This is a genomic window from Halomonas colorata, assembly GCF_014897985.1.
GTDB classification, from domain to species: domain Bacteria; phylum Pseudomonadota; class Gammaproteobacteria; order Pseudomonadales; family Halomonadaceae; genus Vreelandella; species Vreelandella colorata.
On sequence record NZ_JABUZA010000027.1, the window covers coordinates 1 to 25,214 of the forward strand.

Annotated in this window: 22 protein-coding genes; 9 read left to right on the forward strand and 13 right to left on the reverse strand. The window is 54.9% G+C overall.

Going from position 1 to position 25,214, the window contains the following annotated elements; genetic code table 11:
- Nucleotides 1-337: 337 nt before the first annotated feature.
- The 3 genes from INT33_RS13505 to fdhF all read right to left on the reverse strand — a co-directional run bounded on the left by INT33_RS13505 (nt 338) and on the right by fdhF (nt 5,010).
- A complete protein-coding gene (locus tag INT33_RS13505; protein ID WP_192536524.1) occupies nt 338-1,417 on the reverse strand; it encodes an aldo/keto reductase in 1,080 nt (359 codons plus the stop codon).
- A 93-nt stretch (nt 1,418-1,510) separates the two neighbouring features.
- Nucleotides 1,511-2,044: a DUF1641 domain-containing protein gene (locus tag INT33_RS13510; protein ID WP_193092137.1), complete on the reverse strand. Its 534-nt coding sequence runs from the start codon at nt 2,042-2,044 to the stop codon at nt 1,511-1,513.
- The gene (fdhF, locus tag INT33_RS13515) at nt 2,044-5,010 is read right to left on the reverse strand and encodes a formate dehydrogenase subunit alpha (RefSeq protein ID WP_193092138.1); all 2,967 of its coding nucleotides are present in this window, start codon (nt 5,008-5,010) and stop codon (nt 2,044-2,046) included. The genes INT33_RS13510 and fdhF overlap by 1 nt, the downstream gene beginning before the upstream one ends.
- A gap of 241 nt (nt 5,011-5,251) precedes the next feature.
- Here fdhF and INT33_RS13520 point away from each other — a divergent pair, with 241 nt between their 5' ends.
- Both INT33_RS13520 and INT33_RS13525 read left to right on the forward strand, forming a co-directional pair.
- Nucleotides 5,252-5,932 (forward strand): SDR family oxidoreductase, encoded by a 681-nt coding sequence (locus tag INT33_RS13520; RefSeq protein WP_193092139.1) that lies wholly within the window; start codon nt 5,252-5,254, stop codon nt 5,930-5,932.
- 173 nt (nt 5,933-6,105) lie between these two features.
- Complete coding sequence (locus tag INT33_RS13525; protein WP_193092140.1) at nt 6,106-7,752, forward strand: bifunctional metallophosphatase/5'-nucleotidase; 1,647 nt, start codon at nt 6,106-6,108, stop codon at nt 7,750-7,752.
- A gap of 81 nt (nt 7,753-7,833) precedes the next feature.
- On the opposite strand, the gene INT33_RS13530 is transcribed toward INT33_RS13525, so the two are convergent.
- From INT33_RS13530 to ugpA, 8 genes are all read right to left on the reverse strand, one after another.
- Nucleotides 7,834-8,202 (reverse strand): DUF1428 domain-containing protein, encoded by a 369-nt coding sequence (locus tag INT33_RS13530; RefSeq protein ID WP_193092141.1) that lies wholly within the window; start codon nt 8,200-8,202, stop codon nt 7,834-7,836.
- Complete coding sequence (locus INT33_RS13535; RefSeq protein WP_193092142.1) at nt 8,199-8,576, reverse strand: YciI family protein; 378 nt, start codon at nt 8,574-8,576, stop codon at nt 8,199-8,201. The genes INT33_RS13530 and INT33_RS13535 overlap by 4 nt, the downstream gene beginning before the upstream one ends.
- On the reverse strand, nt 8,573-9,415 hold the full coding sequence (locus tag INT33_RS13540) for a VOC family protein (RefSeq protein WP_193092143.1): 843 nt from the start codon (nt 9,413-9,415) through the stop codon (nt 8,573-8,575). The genes INT33_RS13535 and INT33_RS13540 overlap by 4 nt, the downstream gene beginning before the upstream one ends.
- 116 nt (nt 9,416-9,531) lie before the next feature.
- Nucleotides 9,532-10,749 carry an RNA polymerase sigma factor gene (locus INT33_RS13545; RefSeq protein WP_193092144.1) on the reverse strand — a complete coding sequence of 406 codons (1,218 nt, stop codon included), beginning with the start codon at nt 10,747-10,749 and terminating at the stop codon, nt 9,532-9,534.
- 221 nt (nt 10,750-10,970) lie between these two features.
- Nucleotides 10,971-11,774 (reverse strand): inositol monophosphatase family protein, encoded by an 804-nt coding sequence (locus tag INT33_RS13550; protein WP_193092145.1) that lies wholly within the window; start codon nt 11,772-11,774, stop codon nt 10,971-10,973.
- A 73-nt stretch (nt 11,775-11,847) separates the two neighbouring features.
- Nucleotides 11,848-12,903 carry a sn-glycerol-3-phosphate import ATP-binding protein UgpC gene (locus INT33_RS13555; protein ID WP_193092146.1) on the reverse strand — a complete coding sequence of 352 codons (1,056 nt, stop codon included), beginning with the start codon at nt 12,901-12,903 and terminating at the stop codon, nt 11,848-11,850.
- Nucleotide 12,904: 1 nt separating this feature from the next.
- Complete coding sequence (ugpE, locus tag INT33_RS13560) at nt 12,905-13,753, reverse strand: sn-glycerol-3-phosphate ABC transporter permease UgpE (RefSeq protein WP_192536531.1); 849 nt, start codon at nt 13,751-13,753, stop codon at nt 12,905-12,907.
- A gap of 18 nt (nt 13,754-13,771) precedes the next feature.
- Nucleotides 13,772-14,656 carry a sn-glycerol-3-phosphate ABC transporter permease UgpA gene (ugpA, locus tag INT33_RS13565; protein ID WP_193092147.1) on the reverse strand — a complete coding sequence of 295 codons (885 nt, stop codon included), beginning with the start codon at nt 14,654-14,656 and terminating at the stop codon, nt 13,772-13,774.
- Between ugpA and INT33_RS21365 the strand changes: the two genes are divergently transcribed.
- The gene (locus INT33_RS21365; RefSeq protein ID WP_264298940.1) at nt 14,655-14,783 is read left to right on the forward strand and encodes a hypothetical protein; all 129 of its coding nucleotides are present in this window, start codon (nt 14,655-14,657) and stop codon (nt 14,781-14,783) included. The two genes, ugpA and INT33_RS21365, sit on opposite strands and share 2 nt — an antisense overlap.
- Nucleotides 14,784-14,817: 34 nt before the next feature.
- Here the strand turns inward: INT33_RS21365 and ugpB are convergent, their stop codons facing one another.
- On the reverse strand, nt 14,818-16,146 hold the full coding sequence (gene ugpB / locus INT33_RS13570; protein ID WP_193092148.1) for a sn-glycerol-3-phosphate ABC transporter substrate-binding protein UgpB: 1,329 nt from the start codon (nt 16,144-16,146) through the stop codon (nt 14,818-14,820).
- Nucleotides 16,147-16,347: 201 nt separating this feature from the next.
- Here ugpB and argE point away from each other — a divergent pair, with 201 nt between their 5' ends.
- Complete coding sequence (argE, locus tag INT33_RS13575; protein ID WP_193092149.1) at nt 16,348-17,517, forward strand: acetylornithine deacetylase; 1,170 nt, start codon at nt 16,348-16,350, stop codon at nt 17,515-17,517.
- Nucleotides 17,518-17,765: 248 nt separating this feature from the next.
- Here argE and INT33_RS13580 read toward each other — a convergent pair whose 3' ends face one another.
- The gene (locus INT33_RS13580; protein WP_193092150.1) at nt 17,766-18,077 is read right to left on the reverse strand and encodes a hypothetical protein; all 312 of its coding nucleotides are present in this window, start codon (nt 18,075-18,077) and stop codon (nt 17,766-17,768) included.
- A gap of 186 nt (nt 18,078-18,263) precedes the next feature.
- Here INT33_RS13580 and INT33_RS13585 point away from each other — a divergent pair, with 186 nt between their 5' ends.
- The 5 genes from INT33_RS13585 to INT33_RS13605 all read left to right on the forward strand — a co-directional run bounded on the left by INT33_RS13585 (nt 18,264) and on the right by INT33_RS13605 (nt 25,191).
- Nucleotides 18,264-18,743, forward strand: a complete 480-nt coding sequence (locus INT33_RS13585) for a YchJ family protein (RefSeq protein WP_192536536.1) — start codon at nt 18,264-18,266, stop codon at nt 18,741-18,743.
- A 37-nt stretch (nt 18,744-18,780) separates the two neighbouring features.
- A complete protein-coding gene (locus INT33_RS13590; protein ID WP_193092151.1) occupies nt 18,781-19,770 on the forward strand; it encodes a Bug family tripartite tricarboxylate transporter substrate binding protein in 990 nt (329 codons plus the stop codon).
- A gap of 37 nt (nt 19,771-19,807) precedes the next feature.
- Nucleotides 19,808-23,779: a sensor domain-containing phosphodiesterase gene (locus INT33_RS13595; protein ID WP_193092152.1), complete on the forward strand. Its 3,972-nt coding sequence runs from the start codon at nt 19,808-19,810 to the stop codon at nt 23,777-23,779.
- A gap of 9 nt (nt 23,780-23,788) precedes the next feature.
- On the forward strand, nt 23,789-24,070 hold the full coding sequence (locus tag INT33_RS13600; RefSeq protein ID WP_192536539.1) for a GIY-YIG nuclease family protein: 282 nt from the start codon (nt 23,789-23,791) through the stop codon (nt 24,068-24,070).
- Between the two features lie 77 nt (nt 24,071-24,147).
- Nucleotides 24,148-25,191 carry a histone deacetylase family protein gene (locus INT33_RS13605; RefSeq protein ID WP_192536540.1) on the forward strand — a complete coding sequence of 348 codons (1,044 nt, stop codon included), beginning with the start codon at nt 24,148-24,150 and terminating at the stop codon, nt 25,189-25,191.
- Nucleotides 25,192-25,214: the final 23 nt, after the last annotated feature.

The window sequence follows — 25,214 nt, forward strand, 5'->3', positions numbered from 1 at the left end:
TCCATGGCAGCACTGAATCCTATGCAGTTGACGATAGCCGTATTATCGCTGATGGCAGTGACTTTTTCAGAGCTTCCCTATGTATAATCTGAGCAAAAATTTCGATATGTTCCTTGAGCTTAACGACGCGAATCTAGATGCCGTTAACAACTACGAAGATGACCTGTATTACGCATTGGGAGCCCGCTATCACTTCTAAGTAGCGCAGCGGTTCTTTAGCGGTTTATGTTTACTTCGATCTTTAGTCGGTATGGGTAATTCCATACCGACTTTTTAGCATGTTTTTAACGTAGTAACGAACCACTACCGGCGGAGCATCTCCGTCGGTAGTTTGCGTTTAGCGCTCGTCGTCCCGTTTATCGATGGTTTTGCGGTAATTATCGATAAACGGCTGTTCGGCCTTGTCGATGCGGTCCATGCCAGCCACAACACGGTGCCAGTAAGGATAAAGCGGGGCCGGGCGTGTAGCGGCTTCTAGGCGATCAATCTCTTCCTGGCTTAGGGTTAGCTCGGCGGCGGCCAGATCATCCTTCAGATGGTCTTCGTTACGCGCGCCGACAATCAGCGAGGTCACGCCGGGGCGGTCTTTCAGCCAGGCAAGGCAAGTGCGCGGAATAGAGGCATTATGCGTGTCACCAATCTCCGCCAGCAGCTCGATAATATCGTAGGCGCGTTCCATGTTATGCACATAGGGCTCGGGCCAACCGTTGCCTTGGCGAGTGCCTTCAGGCGCTTTCTGACCACGGCGCACCTTGCCATTGAACAGGCCTTCTCCCAGCGGCGCCCATACCAGCGTGCCAATATTTTGATCGATGGCCAGCGGCATCAGCTCATACTCGGCCTCGCGAGATTCCGGCGTGTAGTAAATCTGCTGGCTAATGGGTTTGACCAAATTATGCAGTTCGGCCTTGCCGATGGTCTTCATCATCTGCCAGCCGGTAAAGTTGGAGGTGCCGTAGTAGCGGATTTTGCCGCTTTGCACCAAGTGATCCAGCGCGTACAGCATCTCTTCAACGGGAGTAACGCCATCCCAGTTATGGATCTGGTAAAGGTCGATATGATCCGTGTTCAGACGCTTTAAACTGGCCTCGCAGGCGCGAATCAAATGATATCGAGAGAAGCCGCTGTGGTTGGGGTTGTCGCCCATTGGGCTGCGCGCTTTAGAGGCCAGGATTATCTCATCGCGCTTGTCGCCCAGCGCTTTACCTACGATCTCCTCCGCTTCTCCCATTGAGTAAAGGTCAGCAGTATCGATTAAGTTGACCCCAGCGTCGTAGGCAAGATCAACCTGGCGCTGGGCACCTTTGACATCGACGCTTGCCGCTTTTTCAAAGCCTCCGCTACCGCCAAAGGGGACGGTTCCCAACACGATTTCGGATACCAATAAGCCTGAATTGCCTAGCGGGCGATATTTCATCTCGATAGCTTCCTTGTTCATCGAAAGAGTAGAGCGACGTTCGCTACATGCCTCTGTAAGCCTAGAAACTCATTCGCTTATGTCAAAATGTGTTTAAGGCCCTTCGGTAGGCTTGCCGGTGAAATCCGTTACCGGTTTGTCTACGGGCCGGTCGAGCCGCTCGGAAAAAGCCCGCAGCCCCGCCAGAATCGGTTTGATGGCATACCACAGCTCGTCATCGTTAAGCATGCGATAAAGGCCGGTCATGCCGGGAGCGCTGTCCTCTTTGTCCTGACGCGTGTGTTTGCTCTTATCCTGCTGGGAATCGCGCTCTGCTTTATCATGGCGGTGGTTGCCAACCTGCTCAATTCCCTCTTTGAGCGCAAACATCACTTGATAAAAACGCTCAGGTGGCAGTGCCGAGAGCGTCATTGCGATCACCGAAAGATTTTGAATGGCATTAAGCGAGCCTGGTTTATTTAAGCCGTCTACCACAATACGCATCAGCTCATGATTAGACGCAACCACATCATTGGCAAACCGAAGCAGACCATGCTCATGCAGCGTTTGTACAAGCCTATCGAGCTCTTCCTGGGCATCCGGGCCGATGTTGGGTGGCGGTACGTCGTAGGAAATTCGTTCGGCCATTACATTTTCCTCGGATTGGTTTGCTGGGCAGGCGGCAACGTATAGTCCTCGTTAGCCCACTTCACCTCGACGGCGACGCCCTCATTAGGTGTGCGCTTCCCAAAGCGGTAGTTGGTGCTGGGAAGGGGTGATTCACTGCGCTTGTCGAGCACTTCAAGCTTAACGGCCGTTTCCTTGTAGGCAGGGGTTTGCACGTCTGGGTCAGTATGCTCGCCGGTTAACGCATTAACGCCCGGTTTGCCAAAGTGAATCGGCAGGTAGAGCCCCTTGCCCGCAACGCGCTCGGTCACTAGGGCGGGAAACTCACGGCTATCCCGGCGTGACGTAATACGCACCCAGGTACCGTCTTGAATATTACGCTCGGCCGCAAGCTCCGGGCTTACCTCGACAAAACTGCCGGGCACCTGATCCCAGATGCCTTGTGAACGCCCGGTCTGGTTAGAGCCTTGAAAGTGCTCCAGCAGGCGGCCGTTATTGAGCATGAGATCATATTCTTCATCGGCGGCTTCAAAAGGCTCTTTCCACTCAAGAACAAACAGGTTGGCCTTACCATCCGCGGTGTGAAAACCCTCGGTATATAGTAGCGGCGTATCGGTACCGTCTTCGGCAACCGGCCATTGCAGCGACTTCCAGCCTTCCAGGCGCTCGTAGCTGACCCCCGCGAACATGGGAGATATCGATGCGCACTCCGCCATGATCTCTGAAGGGTGTGCGTAGCCCCAATCGTGGCCCATGCGCGCGGCAAGGTCTGTCAGGATACGCCAGTCGGGACGGCTATCGCCCAGCGGTTCGAGCACTTGATAAAAGCGCTGAATGCGTCGCTCGGTATTCACAAACGTGCCCTCTTTCTCGACGCTGGGGCAGGCGGGCAGCACCACGTCAGCAAACTCAGCGGTACGGCTTAAAAACATATCCTGCACGACCATAAAGTCGAGGCTTTCAAACGCGGAGTGGACATTATGGGTATCGGCGTCGGAAAAGGCCGTTTCCTCGCCAATGATATACATGGCCTTGAGCTTGTCCTCGGCGGCGGCTTGCACCATCAGGAAGTTGCCGTAACCGATTTCATCAGAAAGCTGTTCAGGCTTGACGCCCCAGCCTTTGGACCACCGCGTGCGGGCATCCTCGTTGGTAACCTTTTCATAGCCTGGGTACATATTGCGCAGGCAGCCAAAGTCGCTGGCGCCCTGCACATTGTTATGGCCGCGCATGGGGTAGCCGCCAGTACCCGGTTTGCCGTAGTTACCCGTGACCAGCAGCAGGTTGGAAAGCGCGGTGCTGGTATCCGAGCCGTGGCTATGCTGCGTAATTCCCATGGCCCATAAAAGGCAGACACTTTTTGCCCGGCCGATTAACTCCGCGGCTTCAATCAGCTGCTGCTTGGGAATGCCGGTTTTCTGCTCGGCAAAATCGAGGGTAAACGGGGCCAATGATTCACGGTACTCATCGACGTTATTGACCCAGCGCTCAAGGAATTTATGGTCAGCCAGGTCGTTATCGAACATATAGCGCGACAGTGCCGAGGCCCAGATCAGGTCGGTGCTGGTATTAGGGCGCATAAACAGATTCGCCCGCTCGGCCATTTCGTGTTTGCGTGGGTCGAACACTACCAGCTTTTGGCCGTGCAGCTTCTGCGAAGACTTGATTCGCGAGGCAATCACCGGATGGTTTTCGGCGGTGTTACTGCCTACCAGTACGACCACCTCCGCCTGTTCGATATCCTTGATGGTACCGGCATCGCCACCATAGCCCACGGTGCGGAAAAGCCCTTTGGTGGCCGGGTTCTGGCAGTAGCGGGATGAGTTATCCACGCTATTGGTGCCAATGATCAGCCGGGCAATCTTCTGCGTCAGGTAAGCCTCTTCGTTACTGGCTTTACTGGAACCGATAAAGCCAACGCTCTGTGGGCCGTGGATATCACGCACGTTTAACAACCGGCGCGCCACCATATCCAGCGCTTCGTCCCAGCTGGCTTCACGAAACTGACCGTTTTCCCGAATCAGCGGCGTCGAGAGGCGTTTTTCACTGTTAACGAAGTCCCAGGCAAATTTGCCCTTGATGCAGGTGGAAATACCGTTAGCCGGGGCGTCTGGGGTGGGCTGAACCTTGAGAATTTTGCGATCACGGGTCCACATCTCAAACGAGCAGCCAACACCACAGTAGGTGCATACCGTTTTAGTACGTTTGATGCCCGGCTGGCGCCAGGTGGCATCAAGCTCTGAAATACCGGTGATGGGTTTGGCGCTGGTGGTATTTTCGACCTCTTTGACGACTTCGATCATCGGTCGCTTAAGCGACCAGGGCAGGGCGGTAAGCGGACCTGTCTGCCCATACATAGTGTTTTCCTGCAGCGCATTACACGGGCAGACCGTGACGCAGTGGCCACAGTGAACGCAGCTTGAGTCGTTGATCTCCTTGCCGCCATCCCACAGTACGCGCGGATTCTCACTGGCGTAATCAATGCTTAACGTCTCGTTGACCTCGACATTCTGGCACGCCTCGACACACTGGCCGCATAGAATGCATTGGTCTGGGTCGTAGGTATAAAACGGGCTGGAGGTATCTTTTGGATGGGGCTTGGGCTGGAATTCATAGCGCTGGATGGGAATGTCCATCTCGACCAAGGCGTTATGCACACGGCAGTCGCCGTTATTATTCTCGCATACGGTGCAGTAAAGCTCGTGTTTGGCCAGCAGGCGGTCCATGCCTTCATGACGGGCGGCCGTGGCTTGGGCGCTGCGGCTTGAAATATTAAGGCCTTCTTCGGTACGCAGCGCACAGCCACGTTGCATTTCGCCGTTAACCTCGACCCAGCAGGTATCGCACGTTTCAATAGCGCCTAGAGAAGGGTGGTAGCAAACATTGGGCAAGGAGATGCCATGGTTTTCCAGAAAATCGATCAGTGGCTCATCGGCGTTGCCGGTTAATTTTTTATCATCAAACGTAATCGTGCACGGTCGGTTCATGTGGGTACTCCTCCATGGGCCCCTTGTTTTTATCCTGACGCTGCCTCCTCTTCGCGGGTTTTAACGTCTTGCTTCAAAGGTAGTTAAGCGCCTTGAGCTTGTACAAGCTCAGTTTTTGGTTTTAAACCTAAGTTAAGCACGGGTTTTAAGCTTCTCTTTCAAAGCCAGCACGCTACGTTTATAGCCAGCGGCGTTTATTTATCCCAACAGCATTTACCCCAACAGCGCTTGGAGAAAAAACGTGGAAAACACACAGACCCAACCCACCGTACTGATTACCGGCGCCAACCGAGGCGTAGGGCTGGCACTGGCAGCCCACTACAGAGATGAAGATTGGCAGGTGATCGGCGTTTGCCGCCAATCATCAGACGAGCTTGAGCGCGTGGCTGACCGCATTATTGAAGGTATCGACGTGACCCGGCCCGAGGAGGTTGAGCGTTTGGCACAGGCGCTTGATGGCCAACGGCTGGAATTATTGATCAACAACGCCGGCCTCTTGCGCGATGAATCGTTAGGCCAGCTGGATTTCGACAGCATCCGTGAGCAGATGGAAATCAATGCCTATGCGCCCCTACGGGTATGTGAAGCGTTGCTACCGTTGATGCAGGACGGCAGTAAGATTGCCAACATCACCAGCCGTATGGGATCGATTGCCGATAACGACTCCGGTGGGCGCTACGGTTACCGCGCATCCAAGGCGGCGCTAAACGCGTTTGGAAAATCCCTGGCTATGGACCTTAAGCCACGCGGTATTGCCGTGGCGCAAATACACCCAGGCTATGTAAAAACGCGCATGGTTAACTTCGGCGGGATGATCAGCCCTCAGGAAGCCGCCACAGGCATTGCTGCCTGTATCAAAACGCTGACGCAGGAAAACAGCGGCAGCTTTTGGCACAGCAATGGGGAATTACTGCCGTGGTAGTGTTGAGTAAGACGTTTTTCTATCAACAGGCGGAAGTAGGCTATTTTGCCATCGCATACCGCTAAGTAAGATGAGTGCGCTACAGTGGTGTGCGATAACGCCGTCATCCATTTGTCAGGCGTCTAGGGCACGCTATCGTTCTGCTACAACACTTTATAAAAGGAACCATGCTGATGCGTTTTATTTCTCACGGTATTGCGCTAGGGATAGCGACTGGGCTGTTTAGCGCCACGGCGTATGCCGCGCCCTATACGCTGACCATTTTTCACACCAACGACCTGCACGGGCGTACCGACAGCTACCCTCAACTGATCACCGCCTTGGCTGAAGCCCGTGAGCGCTTCGGTGATGGCCTATTGCTGGACGCCGGGGATATTTTTTCGGGTACGCTCTATTTCACCGAATACCAGGGCCAGGACGCCGTCGAGTTCATGAACCTGATGGGCTATGACGCGTTCGTGCCGGGTAACCATGAGTTCGACCTGGGCGACCCGGAAGAGGGCCATCAGGCATTGGCGGCTTTCTTCACCGCCGCTGACTTCCCCATTCTGGGCGCGAACCTGGATTTCTCTACCTCACCCGAGTTTGCCGATCTACTCGGTGATTCGATCAGCGTCGAGCCCGAACAGCAGCCTAAGCCTGGCCACCTGTACGACGGCATTGTGGTAGAGCAAGGTGGCGAGCGAATCGGTATTTTCGGACTAAGCACGCAAGGCAGCGAGACCGTCTCCAGCCCCGGTAACGTCACCCTTGGCGATTACCGGGCGGCGGCCGAGGCGATGGTGGAAGCGTTTGAAGCTCAAGGCGTTAACAAGATCGTCGCGCTTACTCACCTGGGTTTTGACAGCGACCCAAGTATGGGCAACGACCTATTGCTTGCCCAGCATGTGGAAGGGGTGGACGTGATCATCGGTGGGCACAGCCATACGCGCTTGGAGTCGCCCGTTACGGTGGATGAAAACGATTTGGGCGAGCCTAAAGCGCCCACCGTTATTGGCCAGGCGAACGAGTACGGCAAGTACCTGGGCGTCATGCAGGTCACCTTTGATGACAAGGGCGTGGTGCAGGATGCCAGTGGCGAACTGCTGACCACCGATGATTTCGAGCCCGATGCCCAAGCGCTTGAGATGCTTGAGCCTTACACCGCACGAATTGAAGCAGTGCGCGATACCCAAGTGGGCGCTCACCTGAATACGCCGCTTCCCAACCCTCGCCACGGCAATGGCGATGAGCAAAGCGTACGTGCCGATGAAACGGCGCTTGGCAATCTGATTGCCGATGGTCAGCTTGCCGCCGCCCGACGAGTGAATCCGGAGACCGTGCTGGCCATTCAAAATAGCGGCGGTATTCGTGAGCCCATCGCACAAGGTGATGTGAGTGTGGGCGAGCTGGTTGCCGTGCAGCCGTTTGGCAATCGCTTGGCGCTGGTAAGCGTGACGGGCGCGGAGCTTCTGGAAACGTTCGAGATCGGGCTGGCAAACACCCCTGATGAAAGCGGCGGTTTTCTGCAAGTGTCCGAAGGTACCGAGCTGGTATATGACAGCCGCCAGCCCGTCGGTGAGCGCGTTGTGAGCCTGAAGGTAACGCAGAACGGCACCTTGCAGTCGGTAGACCCTGAAAGTACCTACACCATTGCCACCAATCACTTTACTGCAGCCGGTGGCGATAGCCATACCGCGCTAGAAGCCGCCTATGAAAATGGGCGCAGCACCATCGTCGGTAATACCGATTGGGAAATGCTACGTGACCATATGGTTTCGTTAGGTGACGTGGATTATCAGGTTGAAGGGCGTATCACTGACCAGGCTCGCCAACATTAAATGTGAATAAAGGGCCGCCTGGACGTTACGTAGAGGCGGCCCTTATTCAGAGTAGTGAACACCAGGCAGAAGCCTGGTCACTCACTCGTCTATAAGCGTGGCAAAACTGCCGAATATCGCTCGCTTGCCATCAAACGGCATGGGGTTGACGTCCGGCTGTAAGCGAGGGTCTTCCATGACCTTGGGCATCGCCTCGTCGCGCACGGCGCGGGAGGTCCATTCGATCCATGAGAAGATAATGGTTTCGTTATCCTTACGCTTAACGGCCATGGAATAAGAGGTGACTTCCCCTTCAGGGATATCCTCACCCCAGCACTCAACTACCCGCAGGGCGCCATACTCTTTGAAAACCACGGCAGCATCACGGGCGTGCTCAATGAAGATTTCTTTATTGGCCGTGGGCACGGCCGCAACGAAGCCATCAATATAGCGTTGAGTAGTAGTGCTCATGATGATTCTCCTGGCTGGGTTTTGGGTGGGAGTTCTCGAATGGGGCGTACTTCAATGCTGCCGAGTCTCGCAGGTGGGATGCGGCTGGCTAGCTGTAGCGCCTCGTTCAAGTCACGTGCTTCGAGCAGGTAAAAACCGGCCAGCTGTTCTTTGGTTTCCGCAAACGGCCCGTCGGTAATTACTGTCTCGCCATCGCGTACACGTACAGTGGTCGCGGTGTCTATCGGTTGCAGCGCTTCACCGGCCAGGTAATTGCCTTGAGCGCTTAAACGCTCGACGCCCGCAATACACTCCTGATTAAGGTCATGCCACGCCTGCTCGCTCATGGCATTGATGAGCTGCTCTTGGTAATACACTAAGGCCGCGTATTTCATGGCGTCTCTCCTTCAGTAGAAAGACAACTATCCGCCGACACATTGATCATCCACTGCACGCCAAAGCAGTCAGTGGCCATGCCAAATCCCGCAGACCAGAACGTTGATTCAAAAGGCATGATTACCTCTCCGCCTTCGGTGAGGCGTGCAAAGGTTAGGGAGGCTTGCTCGATCTCCTGATACTCCAGCTGAATCTGCACGCCTTGTGGTGGCATGTACTGTTCAGGCGTCATGTCGGCGCCCATCAAGCGACGACCACGCAGGTTCAGCGAAGCGTGGATGATGCGGTCATGCAGAGAAGGTGATACATGCTCTGCCGCTGGGGTTTCCGCGTAGGTCATCAAACACTCTATCTGGCCGCCGAGCACGTCAGAATAGAACCGCATGGCCTCCCGGCAGGTGCCAGGGAAGGCGACATGCACATTCATGACATCGGGTACGCGGGCATGGCTGTGATGCTTATCCAGGCCCGCACCCGGCTCAAATTCCTCAAGCGTGAAGTAGCGCCTTAACTCAAGGGTCACGTTGCCGTCGGCATCCAGGGTTGGCCACTGCTGTGCCCACCCCAAAGCGACATCAAGAGAAGGTGCCTCCAGCACGCTATAACCAGCAATACGTTCACTGGCTGGAGACAGAGGGCCGGGGAGGATAGTGGGAGTTCCGTTATGGAACTGGATCAGGCAGCCATCGCTTGTCGGGTGTAAGCCGTTGCCGCTCACGAGTACGCCTGCCTGCATCATGCGCTCGTTGTAATCGGCCATGGCGGCAAGCATTTCCTGCGACGGTAGCGCACCATTTTCGGTCGTGGCGTCGGCACGCCGTATCAGCATGAATTTCATTGAGAGTCTCTTTTATTGTGATGGTCGACACCCTCTAGTCGTTTGACGTGCCCCCAAATCGACAGGCCTGCGAACTATTTTTCATAACCTTTTGGTAATATTTTTTATAGCGCTGATTAAAGTTCGGCCAATTTGCTGAGCAAAAAGCGTTTTTCCGGCTCTTGAGTAGTTAATGTCAGGGCCTTTTGGTAGGCATCGCGCGCGGCGTCATCGTTACCCTGCCGACGTAGCAAATCTGCTTGGGCCGCATGTAATAGATAATAACGAGAGAGTTGAGGATGATGAGCTAGCTCATCGAGCAGGCTCAACCCAGTTGCTGGAGAGTCATGCATGGCAACGGCCACCGCGCGATTCAAGGTCAGAACAGGCGATGGATAATAGCGGCATAAAGCGTCATACAGCCTGACAATCCGCGCCCAGTCGGTATGTTCGGGGCGAAGGGCTTGGGCGTGTACGGCGGCAATTGAGGCTTGAAGGGTATAAAAGCCAAGAGGGGTGAGGGCTAGTGCGTGTTCGAGCCACTCGATACCCGTACAAATTTCCGCCTGGTGCCATAGGCCTCTATCCTGCGCCTCCAGCGTGACGAGCTCGCCTTGGTTATCCTGGCGCGCATCCCGGCGGGCATTGGTAAGCAGCATAAGTGCCATCAGCCCAAAGACTTCTCCCTGTGGCAGTAGCGCTGCCAGTTCCTCACCCAGACGTAGCGCTTCGCGGGTCAGACTGATATCGACCACCGACGCACCGCTACTGCTTGAATAACCTTCGTTGAAGACCAGGTAGATAATCTGGAGGACGTCCGGCAAGCGTTGGGGCAATGTCTCCGACGCAGGTACCGCATAGGGAATATGCGCATCGCGAATCTTGCGTTTTGCCCGTACGATGCGCTGTGCCACGGTTGAAGGTTTGATTAATAGGGCGCTGGCAACCTGCTCAGTGGTTAACCCGCACATTTCGCGCAGCGTCAGCGCAAGGCGTGCTTCTAGGCTCAAGCTTGGGTGGCAGCAGGTAAACAGCAGCCGCAGCGAGTCATCCTGGATCGCGGCATCGTCGAACTCCTGTGTTTCCTCACTCGGTAATAGCAGGTGGGCTCGACGGCGTGCGGTACTGCGTTGACGAATTTGATTAATCCCGCAGTGATAGCCGGTGCGAATCAGCCAGGCCTGAGGATTATCGGGCGTCCCTTTAACAGGCCACTGTTGAGCAGCGGCGACAAAGGCATCTTGCACGGCTTCTTCGGCAAGCTCGAAATCGCCCAGCAGACGGATCAGAGTTGCCTGAGCACGTCTGGCATGGGTGCGATAAAGAGCGTCAAGTAAGGAAGGGTGAGCACGCATGGTAGAAGACCCATTTGCCTCTATAAACGGGGGCGCTAGGCCCGAGAGGAATTAATACTGCTTTTCAAACCTAGCCCATAGAAGCCCTTTTTCGTACTGTTTTTATTTAGGGTCTTCGTAAAAGGTCGAAGCAAACTTCTGCGCGCTGGCTAGTTTTTCTGTTTCTTGAGAGCTGCACTTTGGAAGTAATGGTAAAGCCAGGTTAGCAGATGAGGAGTAGATTACGCCTCGTTGAGCAAGGCAAGAAGCTGTTGATGGCTTTGGGAAGGGGCGATCAGTAGGCTCTGCCTTAAACAGGATGCCTCCGCTTGCCCCTGTATGTCGGTCACCATCAAGCCAACTTCCTGTGCTATCAGAATGCCAGCGGCCACATCCCACCATTCAAGTTTAGCGCCTTGCGACCAGAAGGCATCAAAGCGGCCTAACGCGACGTAAGCAATTTCCAAAGCGGCAGAGCCCGGACTTCGGATGCCCGATACGTGCGGCATGATGGCAGCCTGCTGGCGTATGCTGAGGTCGCAATCGCCTTTTCCATGATAGGGTAGGCAGGTTGCCACCAGCATTTCTGTCAGTGGACAGGCGCTTGGGCATATTAAACGGTAGTCATTTAAATAGGCGCCTTGGCCTTTTTCAGCCCAGATAAGTTCATCCAGCAACGGGTGGTAAACCGCCCCCATGATCAGTTCGTTGTTTTGCTCTACCGCAATAGAGACGGAGAAAAACGGCACGCCATGGAGAAAATTGTTGGTGCCATCCAGCGGATCAATAATGACGGTCACATTGCTATTGTGAGCGGGTGAGGCGCCACTCTCTTCCCCCAAAAAGCCAACCGCAGGGAAATGCTGGCGTATGTAGTCAATAATTAACCGCTCCGCTGACTGATCATAGTGAGTTACAAAATCCGAGGCGCCTTTACGCTCGAAAGTAACTCGATCAATCCCTGAGTAGCCTTTGGCCAGCAGCGCGCCAGCTTCCCTGGCAGCTTTCTTAACGGTATCCGCTAATAAGTGTGTGTCCTCATGCATACAGATAGCCTTTTAGAGATAAGTTAACAACCCCGGTCGTAATTGCTTAACAAGCCGCCCTGATAGTCGCCATCTAATCCCCCGTGCGCAGGCCGGTTGCGCTGTTAAACGGATGCAGCGCTTCGCGGGTGACATAAAAGCGTAGCGTTTCGCCCTCCTTGACCGGGGGCTGGCCGCTTACCCGAATCACGGTGGGCTGGTCGCTGTCGGCGAGCCGCACGTAAAGATGGCTTTCGGCGCCCGCCGCTTCAAACAGTTCAAGCGTGGAGTCGACCACCAGGTGCGGTGTATCGGGTGGCGAAAGGCGCATATCGTCCGGGCGAATGCCGACCGTGTCGGTCTCGGCGGGAAGATCGTTTAACAGGTCATGGGTGCCGCGCGTTTGCAGGTATTCAAGCGGTACCATGTTCATCGCAGGCGAACCGATAAAACCCGCCACGAACATCGATGCAGGGCGCGCGTAGATCTCCATGGGCGTGCCCACCTGTTCGATTTTGCCAGCGCTAAGCACCACCAGACGATCACCCAGCGTCATCGCTTCTAACTGGTCGTGGGTCACGTAGAGGCTGGTGGTCTTCAAGCGGCGCTGAAGCTGCTTGATCTCCACGCGCATTTGCACGCGCAGCTTGGCATCCAGGTTAGAGAGCGGTTCGTCGAACAAAAAGGCTGCGGGCTCACGTACCAACGCCCGACCCATGGCGACGCGCTGGCGCTGGCCGCCGGAGAGCTTGCGCGGTTTGCGCGCAAGAAAATCCTCAATTTCGAGCATTTTGGCCGCTTTGCGCACCCGTTCTTCGATCTCGGGTTTTTTAAAGCCGCGGTTTTTCAGCCCATACGCGAGGTTGTTGTACACCGTCATGTGCGGGTAGAGCGCGTAGTTCTGAAACACCATGGCGATATCGCGCTCTGCGGGTTCGAGATTGTTGACGACTCGGTCGCCAATCTTGAGCGTACCGTCGGTAATCGTTTCAAGCCCGGCCACCATGCGTAACAGCGTGGATTTACCGCAGCCCGAAGGGCCTACCAGCACCACGAACTCGCCGTCTTCAATCGCAAGGTCGATGCCTTTAACGGCATGGACGTCGCCTGAGTAGGTTTTTCTAAGCCCTTCCAAGGTAATGCTAGCCATCTTATTTCTCCGTCTCGGTCAGGCCTTTCACGAACAGTTTTTGCATAAACAGCACTACTAATACCGGCGGCAGCATGGCAAGCGTGACGGTCGCCATGATGAGATTCCAGGCGGGCACCCGGTCGGACGAGGCCATCAGGCGCTTGATACCCAGCACAATGGTGTAGAAGTCTTCGTCGGTGGTGACCAGCAGTGGCCACAGGTATTGCACCCAGCCGTAAATAAACATGATCACGAACAGCGCGGCGATATTGGTGATCGATATCGGCAGCAATATGTCCTTGAAGAACTTCATCGGGCCGGCGCCATCCACTCGGCTGGCTTCCATCAGCTCTTCAGGCACAGTCATGAAGAACTGGCGGAACAGGAAGGTCGCGGTGGCGGAGGCAATCAGTGGAAGCGTTAGCCCCGCATAGGAGTTCAGCATGCCCAGGTTGGCAACGACCGCGTAGGTGGGGATGATGCGAACTTCGACCGGCAGCATCAGGGTGATGAAGATGATCCAGAACGCCAGCATGCGAAACGGGAAGCGGAAATAGACAATCGCAAAGGCGGAGATAATCGAAATGGCGATCTTGCCGATCGCAATCGTCAGCGCCATGATCAGCGAGTTACCCAGCATCAGCCAGACCGGCGGTGTGCCGCCCACCTGCCAGCCGGAGCTGAGCATCTGCCGGTAGGATGCAAACATGTTGTCGCCGGGGAGCAGCGGCAACACCCCGCGCACAAAGGCGCTGGATTCGTGGGTTGAGGCGATAAATGCCACGTACACCGGAAATGCCACCACCAGCACGCCTGCAATCAGCACCAGGTGGGTCAGAATATTGAGAAAAGGTCTTCTTTCAACCATGTTTATTTCCTTAACGCACTAGTAGTTGACCCGGCGTTCCACGTACCGGAACTGGATAAACGTCAGGATAATCACGATGCCCATCAGCATGACCGACTGAGCGGATGAGGAGCCAATATTCAATCCCGCGACACCGTCGGTGTAGACCTTGTAGACCAGCGTCATGGTGGCTTGGCCTGGCCCGCCCGCGGTAGTGGCATCAATCACCCCGAAGGTGTCGAACATCACGTAGTTGATGTTGATGATCAGCAAAAAGAAGGTGGTGGGTGATAGAAGCGGGAGCACGATGGTCCAGAAGCGCTTGAAGGGGCCCGCGCCATCAATAGCCGCTGCCTCCATGAGCGACTGCGGCACAGATTGAAGCCCTGCCAGGAAAAACAAAAAGTTATAGGAGATCTGCTTCCAGGCCGCGGCAATGGTGATCAATATCATTGCCTGGGTGCCTGAAACGCGGTGGTTCCAACTGATACCGAACCAGTCGAGCAGATGCGGCAGAAGGCCGATGGTGGGGTTGAACAAAAACCACCACAGCACGCCCGCTACCACTGGAGCAACCGCGTAGGGCCATACCAAAAGCGTGGTGTAAAACTTGGCGCTACGCAGCACACGGTTAACGCAAACGGCGAGTAAAAGCGCCAGGCTCATGGAAAGCACCGTCACCGAGATGGAAAAAATCGCGGTGCGCCCCAGCGCATTCAGGTAGCTGGGGTCGGCCAGAATGCGTGCATAGTTCTCCATGCCGACAAACGTTGTTTTAAAGCCGAACGCATCGGTACGCTCGAAGCTGGATTTAACCGCCTGGCTTGCCGGCCAGATAAAAAACACCAGCGTAATCGCCAGCTGTGGTGCTAACAGTAAGAAAGGGAGCCACCGATTTTGATAGGTGGAACGTTTGGTCTGCATGGCACATCCTGTCGTACGGGCGTTGGTGCGGCTGGCCGCAGTGGTCAGCTGCCAGGAAGTAAGCCATCCCATAGGCCCCGGTGAGCTGGGCGTATGGGATGGCTCCTATAACAAACCCCGGCGATAAAAGCCGGGGTTTGTTTACAAGTAACGAGAAGCGCTTAGTTATTGGCAGCCTCGAAGTCGCGCAGGATCTGGTTGCCGCGGCGTGCCGCGTCATCCAGCGCCTGCTGACCGTCCTTGGTGCCAGCCAGCACGGCCTGGAACTCTTCGTCCAGAATCATGCGTACTTGCGGATAGTTGCCAAAACGCAGGCCTTTGGAGTTTTCCGTCGGCTCGTTCAGGTTGATCTGCTCGATAGCGATATCCGCGCCTGGGTTCTCATCGTAGTAACCCTGCTCCTGACTCAGCTCATAAGCGGCGGTGGTAATCGGCAGGTAGCCGGTGCCCTGGTGCCACTCGGCCTGCACTTCGGGAAGCGACAGGTACTCAAGGAATTCGGCAACGCCGGTGTACTCGTCGTCTTCGTGGCCGGAAAGCACCCACAGAGTCGCGCCACCGATGATCGAGTTCTGCGGTGCGCCGTCTACGTCGTCATAAACAGGCAGCATGCCAAAGCCCACGTCGAAGTCGGAGTTAGCCAACACGTCGGCGCGTGACGCGGACGAGTTCATGTACATCGCGCAGTCGCTTGCATAGAACGAAGGTGCCGCGTCCGGGCCGTTTGCTGGGCCTGCGTAGCTGTAGACGCCGCTATCAGACCACTCTTTCAACTGATCCCAGAAGCGTGCCTGTACGTCGCCGTTAAAGGCAAACTCGGTATCCAGACCGCCGAAGCCGTTTTCTTTAGTGCCGATGGACTGATTGTGCAATGCCGAGAAGTTCTCAAGGCCCACCCAGTTGGCCGCGTAGGCCATGGTGAAGCCACAAGAGGCCGCGCCTTCATCGACAATCTGCTGGCCCATCTCACCCATTTCTTGCCAAGTGGTCGGCGGCGTTTCAGGGTCGAGGCCAGCGGCTTCGAAGACGTCCTTGTTGTAGTAAAGAATCGGTGTGGACGAGTTGAACGGCATAGAGAGCATGTTACCGTTGGTGTCGGTGTAGTAACCGGTCACCACGGGCAGATAATCGGCCGGGTCAAACGTGTTGCCGTGCTCTTCCATCAGCTCATAAACAGGGTAGATAGCGCCTTGGGCGGCCATCATGGTGCCGGTGCCCACTTCGTAAATCTGTACGATGTGAGGCTGCTCGCCTGCGCGGAAGGCGGCAATGGTGTTAACCATGGTCTGTTCGTATTCGCCCCGGTAGGAAGGCGTGACACGATACTCATCCTGGGTGGCATTGAAGTCTTCAGCAAGCGCGCTCAAGCGCTCGCCCAGCTCGCCGCCCATGGAGTGCCACCAGGTGATCTCGGTAGCGGCGTGGGCAGAAACACTCAGAGTAGCCGCAGCGATACCGGCAGATAACGCGCGTAACATAAAACGAGACATAAGAGCTCCTTTTGAGCCTGACATAAGCCAGGTGGCACAGTGCGTTTGTTAAGGTTTTTGGATGCACTGAACAGTAGTCAGTGTAGATGACATTTTGATGACTGCTAAGTTAACTGGGTATGACCACGTTCAACTTTGGCAGTAGGCGCACGAGGAAGCCGGTGATAGGGTTAGACGAAGTGTATAACCAGCGAGAATCATATGAGTGACGCAATAGCGCTATTGACTAAACTGGTCTCCTTCGATACCACCTCCCGGGGCTCCAACCTGGCGCTGATCGAGTTTGTCGAAGGCTATCTTGAAGAGTATGGCATTGCCTCTGAGCGGGTAATGAGCCCCTGCGGTACCAAGGCGAACCTGATCGCCCGCGTAGGCCCCGACGCGCCAGGTGGGGTGATGCTTTCCGGCCATACCGACGTGGTGCCGGTGGAAGGCCAGCCCTGGTCGACCGATCCTTTTGGCTTGCATGACGGCCAGGACGGTAAGCTTTACGGGCGTGGCACCTGCGATATGAAGGGATTTATTGCCTGTGCACTCGCCATGGTGCCCACGTGGATGAAAGCGCCTTTGCAGCAGCCTATCTATTTTGGCTTTTCCTACGACGAGGAGATTGGCTGTGTGGGGGCGCCTGCGTTGATCAAGCGCTTCTATGAGCGCTACTCCACCACGGCGCATGTGATTGTCGGTGAGCCGACCAGCATGCAGCCGGTGGTCGCCCAAAAAGGCGCAACTAACCTGCGCACGACGGTCATCGGGCGCGAGGCGCATAGTAGTCAGGTCAATCAGGGCACATCGGCGATTCATGTGGCGGCACGCCTGGTCACCTTTATTGAAGACACCATGACCGTCCTGGTGGATGAAGGGTGTGTCGATGAAGCGTTCAACGTACCCCACACCAGTTTGCACGTTGGCAGGATCAAGGGTGGCACCGCGATCAACATTATGGCGCGGGAGTGTCAGTTTGAGTGGGAGATTCGTCATCTACCCACCGAGACGTTCGAAGAGGTGTTCGCTCGTTTTGAGACGTATGCCGACACGTTAAGTGCCGAGCTAAAGGCACGTGGCAAGCAAGTGGAAATTGTGACCGAACCACTGAATGTGACAGTGCCGGGGCTGGCCGACCGAGATAATCACGCAGTGTTGCGCTTGGCCAAAGACCACCTGCCCGATGCCTGCTGCAACCACGCAGTAGCCTACGCCACCGAAGCGGGGCAGTTTCAAGGCCAGGGATTACAAACCATTATTCTGGGACCGGGCAGCATCGCCCAGGCGCATCAGCCTGATGAGTACATCGAAAAAAGCGAGCTTGAGGCGTGCACGGACTTTATGAGCCGGATGGGGCGTGCCCTGGAAGTGCCGTTCGAGGAGTGAATAGTTAGGAGTGAGGAGTGAGGAGTGAGGAGTAAAGAGTGGGGGTAGATAAGACGATGCGGTGTCGGGTAGCCCGTAGCGAGGGTCTTTCGCCAAGGACGGCGAAAGTAGCGTACAGGGAGGTATTCACAGCGCCCTCGCGTAGGGCTGCCCGGCACTACTGCCAGGAAGGGGGATTAAGTTGAGTGCCGTCACAAAAACACTCGCCTGGGCGAGTGTTTTTAAATCTTCTGTATATATGCAAGGAGCTAGCGCGAGGAGTGCTCTTCGAAAAGATTGGCTTTAACATCGCGCATGACGTCTTCGCAGGCCTGCTGGTGCGCCAATTGAGTCAAGAGCTGCTGGGTGACTTCAAACCCTTTACCAAGGCAGGTATCTACCTCCTCACGGCTTACCTGAGGGGTCACATTGCAATTAACCTTAAACGTACGGCCGACACCGTCTAAACGGTCGGCCATTGCACGAAGCCGCCAGGCGACTCGCTCTTTCCAGTTAGCTGATTCTTCTGCGCTTTCGTTTACGCTAAACGTGCACTGCCATTCCGGTTTATAAACCTTCATGAGAACCTCCGCTGCATTTGGAAAGATTATTGGGGTCGTGTTTCGTACTCCGTAAGTCAAAAAAATCTTGCTCAGCCACTATACGCTTAACATGGGGCCAAAATCGAACTAAAACATAGACTATGTGTAGGACGGTTTTAAGAATTATCGGTTAGGCTTAAGTGACCGTGATATATGAGCCTTTCTATGATTTCTCTAACTGAAAAAAGTTGCCCCTGCGGTACAGGATTGTCGACTGACTTATGCTGTGCCCGTTACCACAATGGCGAGCTTGCCCCTACCCCGGAAGCACTAATGCGCTCGCGCTATAGCGCCTTTGCGCTCAATTTGTGTGATTACCTGCTAGCGACTTGGCATGTGAGTACACGACCCGTTGATCTTTCGCCTGACCCCTACACGCAGTGGAAAGGTTTATCAATTATTAAAAAAGTACCTGATTTTAAAGAGGGTCCTTCTCAGGCCGATGTTGGCTATATTCAATTTTTCGCTTATTTCAAAGAGCGCGCCCGCTGGCATAGGCTGGAGGAGAACTCTCGCTTTGTGTTTGAGCAGAGCCGCTGGTGGTACATGGATGGTACTCCGAAAGTGATGCGGCTCAAGCCGCGCCGTAATGATTCCTGCTTTTGTGGTAGCGGTCGGAAATTAAAGCTATGTTGCAAAGAGTAGCTATGCGTTAACTAAAAAAAAATAAGGGGATGGGAGCATGGCGTATAGTTGTAGGGTAGGTGTGCGTTATTGCTTTAAAATAGGCGTTTTAAGCAGTTTTCTACTGACGATGGCGTTGGCTGTTGCCGACGATCACTTCCCGCAACGCGAAATTACGGTAGTCATTCCCTTTGGGGTGGGCGGGGCAACCGATGTGCTGTTTCGAGATGTTTTTGAAACGGCACAGACCTATCTAGGCCAGCCTGTTCTTGTGGTTAATATGCCTGGCCGGGGCGCTATGCGGGGCTCGCAGTATGTTAGAAATGCTGCGCCCGATGGTTATACCCTGCTCGGCAGTCATCAAACAATCGACCTTGCTTACCTGGCGGGGCTAGCCTCATTTTCCCATGCTGATTTTGCGCCCGTGTCACTGCTTGTGCGCACGGTCAATATTCCGGCTACGTATGCAGGGCATGCGGCCCAACAGGCCAGCGATATTGAAGCGTTAATTGATGCGTCGTCAAAACCTCTCATGTTTGGAGTAATTTCTAACTCCACTGACCATCTATTCTGGCTGCAGTTTTTTGAACAAAGCGGTATCTCGCTTTCAGACGTACAGCTGGTTCGTTTTCCTGATACGGCGTCTCAGGTGGAAGCCTTACTAGCTCAGGAAATTGATTTTGCCATGCTTAATCTACCCGCGGCGGGCTTTCTTTTTGCCTCGGGTATCTTGGTTCCTCTGGCGGTGGCAGGGAGTGAACGACTGCCTGGGCTACCTGACGTTTCAACGCTTCGTGAGCAGGGTATTGATCTGGTTCACACCACTGATCGAGGCATTTTTGCACCGGCAGGCACGCCGCCTCAAACCCTTGCCATTTTGGCAGATGCGTTAGCGCATGCACTCGCCAGCGTGCCATTGCGCTACCGAATTACGCATGAGTATGGCTCATTAATTGATTACCGGGCGCCTGATACTTATGGCGGGTATTTAAATGAGCAATTTCATAAGCTGGTACCGCTAACAGAGCGAGTACACTTCGAGCAGTAAGCACTGTAAACATTAATGCCTGAAGAGGCGCAGAGACATGCCGATTAATACGCGCCATTTAGCGCTGGAAACCCTGCTGCTGATGATATCGGCAACCTTGATTTGCATGGGGACGGTAGGGGTAGTGGTGGGCATCAGCGTACCTACACGGCCATTTTTTGCCACGCTAGTGCCCGATGGAGCATTGGTCACGCTGTTGGTCGGTATTGCGCTACTGGCGTCGTTACAAGGCTGGACGAAAGCCCGGATTATCAGCGCGTTCGCGCTGCTATTAATGATCATCTACACCTTGATCCATAATCGTCTGGAAGGAGGCGGGGGCGACTCATGGCTAAGTAATGGGCCGCGTATTACCAGCTTGTCAGCGACATTTCTTTTGCTGGTCGCGGTGTGCTTTTTGGTGGGGCTTGCTACTTCCTGGCGACGCTGGCTGTGGGTGGCCGGTGGGCTTAGCCTATGGGGGCTTGGTCTTTTTGTAGTGGGAAAAATATGGCTTGGGCTAAACGATGCGACCCCGCTGTTTGCATCTTCGCCCATGACAGCGCTCGTGTTTACCTGCTTTTTAGGTACCGCCATGCTGGCCGCCGGTTTGCGCGGCAAGGCGCAACGTTTAAACCCGGGGCGGGTGACCGTCGCGGCTTCGCTCTGGGGCGTTACAATAAGCTGTTTTATTTGGCTGTTGATGAATAGCTATCAACAAGCCTCGCTACAACAGCAGGCCGCCTATCTATTGGATAACGTGCAGCTAAATATCGAGAGGGCTACCCATGATCGTTTGCGCCTGATGCAGCGCATGGGCGAACGCTTAAATGCCATGGGGCCATACTGGGATTTAGACCTGCTGGAAAATGATGCGCAAAATTATCTGCGTGATACGCCGAGTATTAGCGCCATTGCGCTGGTTGATCAGCAAGCGCTGACCTGGAGCTGGGGAGTAGGCCGAACCGCTGAAATGGAGCGATGGTTGCGCCAGCAGCTGGAGGAGGAATATACGCGTGCCTGGATGCAAATTCCCCTAGAGCGCCCGCGGCTGCTAATGGCGAATACCCGTCGGCCCCATGAGGCCATATTTGTTATCCCCGTTGCCGCCAACGGCCACTATCTGTTTGCCAGTTTTGATCTGGCGACCCTTCTGGAAAACGAGCTGCGCTTGGAAGTGGGGCCTTTCCAGATCAGGGTGAACCGTGATGCTACAACGCTTATAAAATTGCACCCCGCTGGCTTCTCAGCTGACCGTATGGAAACGCCTGAACTTGCCCTGGCATCACGCTATATTGGCTTGCCCGGTGGCATTAACATGGAGCTTTATGCTTATCCTGGCAGCCAGTTCAACTGGCATCAGCTAAACCTTTTGTCGTTTGCGGTGGCGCTAGGGAGTCTGCTGCTTAGTGGTTTATTGGCGTTCAGCCTTGGCGTTGTTAGCGTTAGCGTTTCGCGGGCTCGCGAGCTTGCCCAGACGCGTCAGTCGCTGGAAGACCAGCAGTCAATTCAGCGCATGATCGCCAAGGAGCAGCCGCTAAAGGAAACGCTGGAAAGCCTGTGCCGCATGCTGGAGCGTGAGCTACCCCAGGCGATGTGTTCGGTCATGCTAGTGAACGAGGCGGGCACCCATCTGGAATTTGCCGCCGGTGGTCGGCTGCCTGCGTCTTATCGGAGCGCGATACAGCGCATCTTGATCAGCGCCAATAACGGTGCCTGTGGTAGCGCGGCTTACCAAGGAACCACCGTAATATGCGCCAATATTGCCGAGGACGAGCGCTGGCGTGGCTATCATGGCGTGGCCAAAGAAGCGGGTCTGGCTTCCTGTTGGTCGAGCCCCGTATATGGCGGAGATGGCCAACTAGCGGGCACTTTTGGGGTTTACTACCCGCAGCCCAGTACGCCAAGCGGGGCCGACACGGCGCAAATTGAGAAAGCCGCCGGCCTGATGGCGCTAGCCGTCGAGCGTTTTCAGGTGCGGCGTTCGCTGGAGGAGAGCGAGCAGCGTTACCGCTCCTTGTTTACCCATCACCCCGATGCAGTCTTTACGCTGGATGCGAACGGCTGTTTTGTTACGGCCAACGCTACCTGCGCGTCACTGACCGGCTATTCGGTTGAAGAAATACTGGGTAAGCCGTTCACCTTTTTTATCGCCGAACAGGAAGTGACGCGCGTAGAAGCCTATATCGAAACGGCTATGCAAGGTGGGATTAACCGCTATGAGCTGACGCTCAAGGACCGCGCGGGTCATCTCCATTTGCTGGATATTATTCACCTGCCCATGATGGTGAATAATACCGTTAAAGGCGTGCATGCGATTGCCCAGGAAGTGACCGCCGCGCGTGAAAAGGAGTCTCGGTTACGCACCCTGGAACGCAGCGTGGAGGCGAGCGTCAACGGCATTTTAATTGCCGATGCCGAACAGCCTGATTTTCCCATTATCTATGCCAACCAAGCATTTACCGTCATGACGGGATACAGCCAGGAAGAGATCATCGGCAAGAACTGCCGGTTCCTTCAGGGAGCTGGAAGCGAGCCTGAGGTTATTCAGCATATTCGTAGCTGTATCGAAGAGCACCGCGAAGTCAACGTGACGATATGCAACTACCGTAAGGATGGCACGCCGTTCTGGAACGATTTATACATCGCACCGGTACGTGACCAAGATGGGCGCGTTACACACTTTGTCGGCGTGCAGCATGATATTTCCAAGCATAAGGCTTATGAAGCGCGGCTGGCCTATCACGCTTCCCACGATGACCTGACCCGTCTGCCTAACCGCACGCTTTTTGAAGAAACATTGTTTAAGCAGTTTTCTCTCCTTCGCCAACATAAAAAGCGGCTGGCCGTACTGTTTGTCGATTTAGATGACTTCAAACCGATCAACGATAACCTGGGACACGCGGTTGGCGATCAAGTCCTGGTTGAGGTTGCCCGAAGACTCTCCAGCGCAGTAGGGCCTGATGATACCGTTGCCCGAATGGGCGGCGATGAGTTCGTTATTTTACAGACATCGATTAATTATGAGTCTGAAGTCGTCGATCTGGTTGAGCGGTTACTGCCGATGCTGGCACGCCCTTACCGTATTGAGCCCCATGAGCTTTATCTGACCGCGAGTATCGGCATTGCTATTAGCCAGGAGGACACGCTTCAGCCGCAAACGCTGATTCAGCAGGCGGATATGGCTATGTATAAGGCCAAACAGCAAGGGCGTAACGCTTACGAATGGTATATCCACGCGTTTACCGACACGGTCAGTGAACGCATGGTGTTGCGCAACGATCTCCAAGAAGCCATTGAACGTGAGGAGTTCTCACTGCACTACCAGCCGCTGATGGATCGGGAAAATAAACTAGTGGGCGTTGAGGCGCTGCTGCGCTGGGAGCATCCTGAAAAAGGCTTTATTTCGCCGGCCCGGTTTATTCCTTTGGCTGAAACGACGGGCCAGATTATTCCGATTAGCGAATGGGTACTCCAGCGCGCCTGCTTGGATATGCACTCACTGGCTAAGCAGGGGCTGGGTGAAATACGCGCCGCAGTTAATCTGTCGCCGTTACAGTTTCAGCGTTCAAGCTTTCTTGCCACGCTACGTCAAACCCTCTTAACCACCTGCCTGCCTGCCGAGCAGTTAAGTCTGGAGCTGACGGAAGGCATTTTAATGGATAACACGGAAGGCGCGATTGACACGCTGCATGCGCTGCGCAGTATGCACATTGAGGTCTCTATTGATGACTTTGGAACAGGCTATTCAAGCCTTAGTTACCTCAAGGATTTGCCCATTAGCACGGTGAAAATCGACCGCAGCTTTATTCATGAGCTTACTAACAGCGAAGATGATTCGGCGATTGTGCAAGGAATTATCTCTATGGCGCATCACCTGGGGCTTAAAGTGGTGGCTGAAGGGGTGGAAACTGAAGAGCAGTACCAGCGTCTTTTGAGCTATCAGTGCGATATATTCCAGGGCTACATATTGGCCAGGCCGATGCCCATAGAAGCGCTTAAAACGTTCGTTAACAATCTATCCCGTTAAGGAGTAGGGATGTCGTTATCCTCATCAAGCCCTTGGTATGTCTATTTGTTGGAGTGCCAGCGGGGAACTTATGTGGGCATCACCAATAATATTGCCAAACGCTACCGGGCCCACTGCACGGGTAAAGGGGCGCGCTATACTCGCGCTAACCCACCAACGGCACTGCTTGGCGCCCAGCCGTTTGAAGATAGGGCTGCGGCAAGCCGGGCAGAGTATCAGTTGAAGCAGCAAACCCCTGTTCAAAAACGCCGCTGGGCAATGTGTTGGCCGCATGCAATAGAAGTGGATTAACATATACGCTAAATAGCGGCGCTAAAGCGAGTCCTGCCCGCTTTAGACGCTTAGCCGCCACTGATTCAGGAGCCAGCATGCTGACGTTTTTTTCTGAGGATAGCCGCTTACGCCAGGCGCGTACGGAGCTTCATGATGGGGCGCTCGTCAGACCTTTCGAGTGTCCTGAGCGTATTGATCTGGTGCTTAAGCATATTCGTCAGGCTGGCTTTGAAGTGTGTAACCCCGATGCCTATGGCCTTGAGCCGGTACGCGCCGTTCACGATGCGGGCTACGTACGCTTTCTGGAAACCTGCTGGCAAGCGTGGCAGGTTGCCGGTCATCAGGGGGAAGCGATACCCAACATCTGGCCTGCCCGGTCTATGCGCGGAGACCACATTCCCCGCTCGATTAGCGGACAGCTGGGCTATTATGCCCTGGCGGCGGAAACCTCGATTTCTGAAGGCACTTTCAGTGCTGCCATGGGAAGCAAGGATGCCGCATTAGGCGCCATATCGCATACGCTTGAAACCCAGGAGCCCAGTTTTGCGCTGTGTCGGCCGCCAGGGCATCACGCCGCGTTTGATCAGTTTGGTGGTTACTGCTTTTTCAATAACGCGGCGATCGCCGCCCAGTACGCGCTGGATGCAGGCAAGCGCCGCGTGGCAGTGCTGGATGTGGATTTTCATCACGGCAACGGCACTCAACAAATTTTCTATTCACGCAGCGATGTGCTGTTTGCTTCGCTACACGGCGACCCGGACGTAACCTTTCCCTACTACCTGGGCTACGCCGACGAAACCGGTATGGGCGAAGGGGAGGGGTTCAACCTCAACTACCCCATGGCGCCGGGCACTAGCGCCGCCGACTGGATGCAGCGTTTGGAGCAGGCGCTAGCGGCCATTAAAACGCATGAGTGTGAGCTTTTGATTGTCTCGCTAGGCGTGGATATCTTCGAGGGCGACCCGATCAGCGCGTTCACTTTCAAGAGCGAGGACTTTATTGCCCTGGGCCAACGCTTGGCAGCAGCCGGCCTGCCCACTACCCTTTTGATGGAAGGGGGCTATGCGGTAGAAGAAATAGGTGTCAACGTAGTCAATGTATTACAAGGTTTTGAGCGGGAAAACTCGCAGGATAGATGACAGCCGCCCGTTATTCGGGCAGG